Genomic DNA, 7370 nt, shown 5'->3' on the forward strand with positions numbered 1-7370 from the left:
TCACTCTCTGTAACCGCAACTCTGCGGCAGTGACTCTCCGCTTGGGAAGGGGGGCCGAACAGGTCCACCCGGACGGGTGACGGCCCCGCCCGGCGGGTGCCGGCCCGGGGGGCGCCCGCCGGACGGACCACGGCCCCGCCGGACGAGGTCCGGCGGGGCCGTGGTCTGTGACGTGCCGCCGGGAGGGGCGGCACGGGCGTCGGTGCGAGACGTGGGGGGCGGGTCAGATGTGGGCGGCGCCCGCGCCGGCCTCCGCGTTCTCGCCGCGCTTGGTGAGCGTGGCGACCAGGGCGGCGACGACCGCGACGACACCGGCGACGGTGAAGGCCAGGCCCATGCCGTCCATGAACGTGTCGTGGATGACGCCGCCGATCTTGTCGAACAGGTCGGGGGTCATGCCGGGCGCCTTGGCCAGCTCCGGCGGGACCATGCCGAACTCGGCGGCCTGCTCCAGTCGCGGGTCGGCCGGGACCGGGATGCCGGCGTCCTTCCAGTTCTCCGCGAACGCACCGGAGACCTTGGAGGACATGACCGCGCCGAGCACGGCCGTGCCGAGCGCGCCGCCGACCTGCATCGCGGCCTGCTGCAGACCGCCGGCCACGCCGGAGAGCTCCAGCGGGGCGTTGCCGACGATGACCTCGGTGGCGCCGACCATGACCGGGGCGAGGCCCAGGCCGAGCAGGGCGAACCAGAGGGACATGGCGAAGGTGCCCGTGCCGGAGGTGAGCGTGATCATGCCGAACATGGCGACGGCGGTGCAGACCATGCCGCCGACCAGCGGGATGCGGGGGCCGAACTTGGTGATGAGCGCGCCGGCCAGCGGCGAGGAGACGATCATCATCGCGGTCAGCGGAAGCAGGTGCAGACCGCTGTCGACCGGGCTGAGGCCCTTCACGCCCTGGAGGTAGAAGGTCACGAAGAACAGGCCGCCCATGAAGGCGAAGGCCATGAGGACCATGAGGACCACGCCGGCCGACAGGGGCACGGAGCGGAACATGCCCAGCGGGATGAGCGGCTCCTTGACCTTGGTCTCCCAGAGGGCGAAGAGCAGGAAGAGCAGGATCGCGCCGCCCAGGAAGCCCCAGGTGTTGCCGCTCGCCCAACCCCAGGAGTCACCGGCCTTGATGATGCCCCAGATGAGGGAGCCCATGGCGCCGGAGAGCAGCAGGATGCCGAGGATGTCGAAGGAGCGCGGGGCGTTCTCGGCGCGGTGGTCCTTGAGGATCACCAGGCCGAAGAGGAGCGCGACCACGCCGACGGGAACGTTGACGAAGAAGACGGACTGCCAGCTGACGTGCTCGACGAGCAGGCCGCCGACGATCGGGCCGCCGGCGGTGGAGGCGCCGATGACCATGCCCCAGATGCCGATCGCCATGTTCAGCTTCTCGGCGGGGAAGGTGGCGCGCAGCAGGCCGAGCGCGGCCGGCATCAGCAGGGCGCCGAAGAGGCCCTGGAGCACGCGGAACGCGATCACGAGGCTGATCGAGTCGGAGAGGCCGATCGCACCGGACGCGGCGGCGAAGCCGGCGATGCCGATCAGGAAGGTCTGGCGGTGGCCGAACCGGTCACCCAGCTTGCCGGCCGTGATCAGGGCGACGGCGAGGGCGAGCAGGTAGCCGTTGGTGATCCACTGGACGTCGGCGAGCGAGGCGCCGAGGTCCTTCTGGATGGCGGGGTTGGCGATGGCGACGATGGTGCCGTCGAGGGCCACCATCATGACGCCGATCGCGACGGCGAACAGAGTCAGCCAGGGGTGGCCACGCAGTCCCTTCGCCGGAGCCGGCGCGGGACCCCGGTCGCCCCCCTGACCCTGCGGGGCCTTTTCCACGGTGATCTGACTAGTCATGCCGGAAGGCTAATGTCAGCGACTGACAATTGACAAAGCGATTCACGCGCCGGTAACTGACACGTTGCTCACAGGTACGCTGAGCAGCACGAAGCGTCGGAAAAAGGGCAGAAAATGGACCATGCCGTGACGGTTTCCGGCCTGCGGGAGCGGAAGAAGCAGCGGACGCGCGACGCCTTGCTGCGCGTGGCCCTGGAGCTGTTCACGACCAAGGGGTACGAGCACACCACCGTGGACGAGATCACGGAGGCGGTGGAGGTCTCGCAGCGCACCTTCTTCCGGTACTTCGCGTCCAAGGAGGAGGTCGCCTTCGCCGTCCAGCAGATGGTGGAGGAGCGCTTCGTCCGGGCACTCGCCGAGCGGCCCGCCGACGAGGGGCCGCTCGACGCGATGCGCAACGCGGTGCTGAGCTCCTGGGACACCATCGGCGAGGCGATCATGGAGGTCATCCCCGTCGAGCTGTACCTGCGGACCTACCGGATGATCGAGTCGACGCCGGCGCTCCTCGCCACCCACCTGCGCCGCTCCACCGAGATGGAGGAGAGCATCGCCCGCCTGATCGCCGAGCGCGAGGGCCTCGACGTGGACGCCGACCCGCGTCCCCGCATCGCCGTGGCGGCCTTCAGCGGCGTGATGCGGGTGACGGGCCAGCTGTGGGGACGGGGTACCGACCTGACGCTGGAGGCGATCCGCGAACTGACCGAGCGCTACCTGGACCAGCTCGGCCCGGCCCTGGCCCCGCACTGGCGGTCGTAGCACCGGGCGTACGGGCGCGGTGCGTTGTGCGGCCGCCGGTCGCCGACCCCGGGTGCGCGATCACGTGTCGCGGTCGCCCCACCCCGCCCGCCGCTCCACGGAGCCGGTCCCGCGAGGCCGTCGTATAGAGGCCGTCGTATACAGGGGGAGCCGCGCCACGGACACCGCCGACCGGGGCGTGCCCTGCCCTGCGGGGCGTACGCCCGCGCGTACCGAGCGTCACCCCGCCCCCTGGGCCCTGTGATCCCGGTCACCCGCCTGCCCGGCGCGCCGCGCGCGTCTCCTAGGGTGTCCCGCAGTGACTTCCTTCGACTCCTCCCCCACTCTTCCGGTCTGGCGCATGTTGCTCGCGCTGGCAGTGGTGTTCGTGCTCCTGGCGACCACCGGCTGGACGACGGTCCGGCATCAGCGCGGGCCAGGGGATCCCCGGGCGCTCGCGCTCAGCGCCTGGGCACGCGATCGCGTCGGTCACCGCGCCCTGCCCGACCCGACCGCCCCGGCCCGGACGATCGCCTCGTTCTTCGGCTCGATAGGCCCGTCCCTGGGCGCCCGGCTCGCCGACGCCCACCCGCTGGTCGTCGGCAACCTCAACGGCGCGCCGGTCACCCTGCGCTACCGCGCCAACCGGCTGTCCCTCACCCGCGCGCTGGACGCCGAACGGGGTCGCGTCGACGACCCGCGGCTGAACGCGAGCGGCCGCCACGAGGCACTGCGCCGGGTGCACCGGTTCATGTCGCTGATGCGGCGGGACCGGCAGATCCTCGCCTTCGACCCCAGCGGCACCGGGCGGACGGCCGAGGTGCTCGGCGACCTGGACCGGGCCCGGCGGGTGTCGGTGATCGTGCCGGGCGTCGACACCAACCTCCTGACCTTCCAGAAGAGCCGGCGCAAGTACTCGGCCCCCGCCGGGATGGCGGAGTCGCTGTACGCCGCCGAGCGGAGCGCGGCGCCCGGCTCGGGCACCGCCGTCATCGCCTGGGCCGACTACACCGCGCCCGTCGGGGTCGGCATCGACGCGGCGATGGGCCGGCTCGCCGAGAACGGGGCGGTGCGGCTGGTCGAGATGACCGACGCGCTCCCCGGTACCTCGCGCGTCAGCCTGTTCTGCCACAGCTACGGCTCCGTGCTCTGCGGGGTCGCCGCGCGCCGGCTGCCGTCCCGGGTGACGGACGTCGCGGTGGCCGGATCCCCCGGCATGCGGGCGGAGAGCGCGGCCGGCCTGTCCACCCGGGCACGGGTCTGGGCGATGCGGGACGCGGACGACTGGATCCAGGACGTGCCGAACCTGGAGGTCGGCGGGGTCGGGCACGGCGCCGACCCGGTGGCGCCGGAGTTCGGGGCGCGGCTGCTGTCGGCGGCAGGGGCGACCGGCCACGCCGGCTATTTCGAGCCGGGTACGGAGAGCCTCGACAACTTCGCCGCGATAGGCGTGGGTGCGTACCAGCGACTGACCTGCGCGAGCGCGGACAGCGCTTGCCGCCGTGGAATCTCCGGCGCGGAGGAGAACTGACGCGCGTAGAGCGCACGGTATCGCGCCCTCACGCGGGGGGCGACGCACAGGCGTCGGCCGCATACGATGAGGCACATGGGTGATGTGCTGGCCGGAATTCATGCCACCTGGGAGTTCGAGAGCGACGCCGTCGTCATCCGCTTCGAACGGGGGATCCGCACACCGAGACTCTTCCAGGCGCTGCGCGAAAGACGTATCCCGCACGAGGCGTTGGCGTCGGTGACGCTCGCCCCGGGCAAGCGGGGCACCGTCGTGCTGCACGCCGTGCCGCGGCCGGGATCCGATCCTCTGATGGAGGCGGCGGCGGGGCAACTGAAGGACGTCTGCGATCCGTACCGGCTGGTGCTGCCCGCCGAGCGCGAGACGCTGGCCGAGTACTACCGGGACGAGCTGCGGTCGGTGCTGGCGGACCGGCCGGGCGGCGTGGACGACGGGCCGGCCGACGGATTCCTGGTGGCGGCTCCGGAGGGACCGCAGTCCTTCAAGGCGTACGACGGGAAGGCGACGTTCGACGGGACGTCGGAGGTGGCGTTCCGCTGGTTCTGGACGGGCGCGTCCTCGGAGAAGTGGAAGGCGGGCGACCAGACCTTCCCGGTACGGGAGCTCAGCGGGATCGAGTGGCGCTCGCCGGACGTGTTCGACGGGTACCTGCGGCTGCTGCCCCGTCACGGCGAACCGCAGCACGCGCAGGCCGACCGGGACCCGGCCGCCGTCGTTTTCGGTCTCGGCTACGGCCCGGTCCACGAGTCGCTGCCGTTCGCGGCGTCGGTCCTCGCGGCGATCCGGGGGGCCGGGCGGGCGACCCCTCTGGAGGCCGAACGGCGCGACCCCGCGGGGGTCGCCGAACGGATCCGCCAGCTGGGCGACCTGCATCGGGCGGGTCTGGTGACGGACGAGGAGTTCACGGCGAAGAAGGCGGAGCTGCTGGCCGAGCTGTGACGGGGCCGGGAGGCGCAGGGCCGGGAGGCGCGGGAGCGGGACAGGGCCCGGCGGGACGGGACGGCGCCCTCGGAGGCCGGCCCGTCATACCCCGGTACGAGTCCGCGGCCGGCCCCTCGGTATGACGCGAGGAGCCGGCCCCCCTGCCTAACCTGAACAGGCCATGAGTACCGAACCCGCAACCTTCCGCGCCCGCGTCGCCCGGCTGCTCGCACCCGCCGGGGATTCCCTGCAGGCCGTCGGAGTCGCCCTCGCGACCCCGACCCGGCCGGGCGCCCCGCTGCTCGCGACGGCCTCGAAGCGGTGGCTGCGGCTGCTGCCGTACGTCGTCGCCCTCGCCTTCGTCGCCTCGCTGCTCCCCTCCACCATCACCGTCCTCGTCAACGACTACGAGGTCGACGGCGCGCCGGCAGGCGCGCTCGCCGTCGCCCAGACCGCGCCGCTGCTGCTCGCCGTCACCCGCCCGCTCCAGGCGTGGTGGATCATCGGGACGGCCGACATCGCCGGGGCGTTCGTGACGCTGGGCGCCGACGGGCTGGACGGCCGGGCCTGGCCGTGGACCCCACCGGTGGTGGTCGGCTATCTGGCGCTGATGCTCGCCCTCGGGCTGCGCGAGTCGCGCCGTGCCCTGTTCGGGGTGTGGCTGCTGACCGGAGCCGCCGGCCTCGGTTTCGTCTTCATCGCGCCGAAGCACACCAACGGCGTCCAGGTGCTCCTCTTCGTGCTGAGCGGGGTGGTCCTCCTGCTCACCGCGGCCCTGCGCGAGCGGGGGGACGCCCAGCGGCGGCTGGTCGAGCAGGAGACCATCAGCGAGGCGGAGCGCGCCCGCCGGACCCTGCTGGAGGAACGGGCCCGGATCGCACGGGAACTGCACGACGTCGTCGCGCACCACATGTCCGTGATCACGGTGCAGGCGGACTCGGCGCCGTACCGCATCCCCGAACTCCCGGACGCGGCCCGCGAGGAGTTCACCTCGATCGCGGCCAGTGCGCGGGAGTCGCTGGCCGAGATGCGCCGGCTGCTCGTGGTGCTGCGCAACGAGGGGACGGAGGGCGAACGCGCTCCGCAGCCGGGGCTCGACCGGGTGCAGCAGCTGGTCGAGGCGACGGTACGGGCGGGGGTGCCGGCCGAGCTCTCGCTGGCGGCCGAACTCGGCGACGTGCCGCAGGCGGTGGACCTGTCCGCGTACCGGATCGTGCAGGAGGCGCTGGCCAACGTGGTCCGGCACGCGCCGGGCGCGGCGACCCGGGTGTCGGTGCGGTCGGACGACGCGGCGGCGGACGGCGGAGGGGGTGGCCGCTGGCTCCATGTGCTCGTCGTCAACGGGCCCGCTCCGGAACGCACTTCGCCGCTGGAGGGCTCCGGCACGGGGCACGGGCTGGTCGGTATGCGGGAACGCGTACGGTTGACCGGCGGCACGCTGGACACCGGTCCGCTGCCGGACGGCGGCTTCCGGGTGGCCGCGCGCCTCCCGCTGACCTCGAAGGACACCTCGTGACCATCCGCGTGATCATCGTCGACGACCAGGCCATGGTGCGGGCGGGATTCGCCGCGCTGCTCGCCGCGCAGGCCGACATCGACGTGGTGGGCGAGGCGCCGGACGGACGGCAGGGCGTGGACGTGGCGCGGTCGACGCATCCGGACGTCGTGCTGATGGACGTGCGGATGCCGGAGATGGACGGCCTGGCGGCGGCGCGCGAGATCCTGAACCCGCCGCCCGGTGTGGTGCACCGGCCGAAGGTGCTGATGCTGACGACCTTCGACGTGGACGACTACGTGTACGAGGCGCTGCGCGCGGGCGCCTCGGGCTTCCTCCTCAAGGACGCGCCGCCGGCGGACCTGATCGCCGCCGTGCGGGTGGTGGCGGCCGGCGAGGCGCTGCTCGCCCCGTCGGTGACGCGCCGTCTGATCGCCGACTTCGCCGCGTCCCGCCCGGCGCCGCGCGCGGGCCGGGCCGCGCTGCGGCTCAACGGCCTGACGCCGCGTGAGACCGAGGTACTGGAGCTGATCGCCCGCGGGCTGTCGAACCAGGAGATCGCCGACCACCTGGTCCTCGCGGAGCAGACCGTGAAGACCCACATCGGCCGGGTCCTGGCCAAGCTGGACCTGCGGGACCGCGCGCAGGCGGTCATCTTCGCGTACGAATCGGGCCTGGTCACCCCGGGCGACGCGACCCGCTGACGGGAGCCGCCGGCGGAGTGCCGTCCGCCCGGGCGGCACGGATCCGCCCGATCGCCGGGGCGTCGCCCGGGGACGAGGACCGGGCCGACCGGGGGACAACCCCACCCGTCCCCGGGGGCCCGCTCCTCGTCCACCCCC

The 7370-nt window shown here is 73.1% G+C and carries 6 protein-coding genes; 5 read left to right on the top strand and 1 reads right to left on the bottom strand.

Annotation, left to right across the window (positions count from 1 at the left end):
• Positions 1–223: 223 nt before the first annotated feature.
• Complete coding sequence (locus EAO71_RS12835) at positions 224–1846, bottom strand: MFS transporter (RefSeq protein ID WP_147977843.1); 1623 nt, start codon at positions 1844–1846, stop codon at positions 224–226.
• A 114-nt stretch (positions 1847–1960) separates the two neighbouring features.
• On the opposite strand from EAO71_RS12835, the gene EAO71_RS12840 reads away from it, so the two are divergent.
• The 5 genes from EAO71_RS12840 (at position 1961) to EAO71_RS12860 (ending at position 7232) form a co-directional block, all read left to right on the top strand.
• The gene (locus tag EAO71_RS12840; RefSeq protein WP_147977844.1) at positions 1961–2602 is read left to right on the top strand and encodes a TetR family transcriptional regulator; all 642 of its coding nucleotides are present in this window, start codon (positions 1961–1963) and stop codon (positions 2600–2602) included.
• Between the two features lie 298 nt (positions 2603–2900).
• Entirely contained in the window at positions 2901–4112 is a 1212-nt protein-coding gene (locus tag EAO71_RS12845) for an alpha/beta hydrolase (RefSeq protein WP_147977845.1), read from the top strand.
• Positions 4113–4178: 66 nt separating this feature from the next.
• The gene (locus EAO71_RS12850) at positions 4179–5051 is read left to right on the top strand and encodes a DUF4429 domain-containing protein (protein WP_147977846.1); all 873 of its coding nucleotides are present in this window, start codon (positions 4179–4181) and stop codon (positions 5049–5051) included.
• Between the two features lie 163 nt (positions 5052–5214).
• Positions 5215–6549 carry a sensor histidine kinase gene (locus tag EAO71_RS12855; RefSeq protein ID WP_147977847.1) on the top strand — a complete coding sequence of 445 codons (1335 nt, stop codon included), beginning with the start codon at positions 5215–5217 and terminating at the stop codon, positions 6547–6549.
• Positions 6546–7232: a response regulator gene (locus tag EAO71_RS12860; RefSeq protein ID WP_147977848.1), complete on the top strand. Its 687-nt coding sequence runs from the start codon at positions 6546–6548 to the stop codon at positions 7230–7232. Before EAO71_RS12855 ends, EAO71_RS12860 begins: the two co-directional genes overlap by 4 nt.
• Positions 7233–7370: the final 138 nt, after the last annotated feature.

It is taken from the genome of Streptomyces sp. MS191, from assembly GCF_008042125.1.
GTDB lineage: Bacteria > Actinomycetota > Actinomycetes > Streptomycetales > Streptomycetaceae > Streptomyces.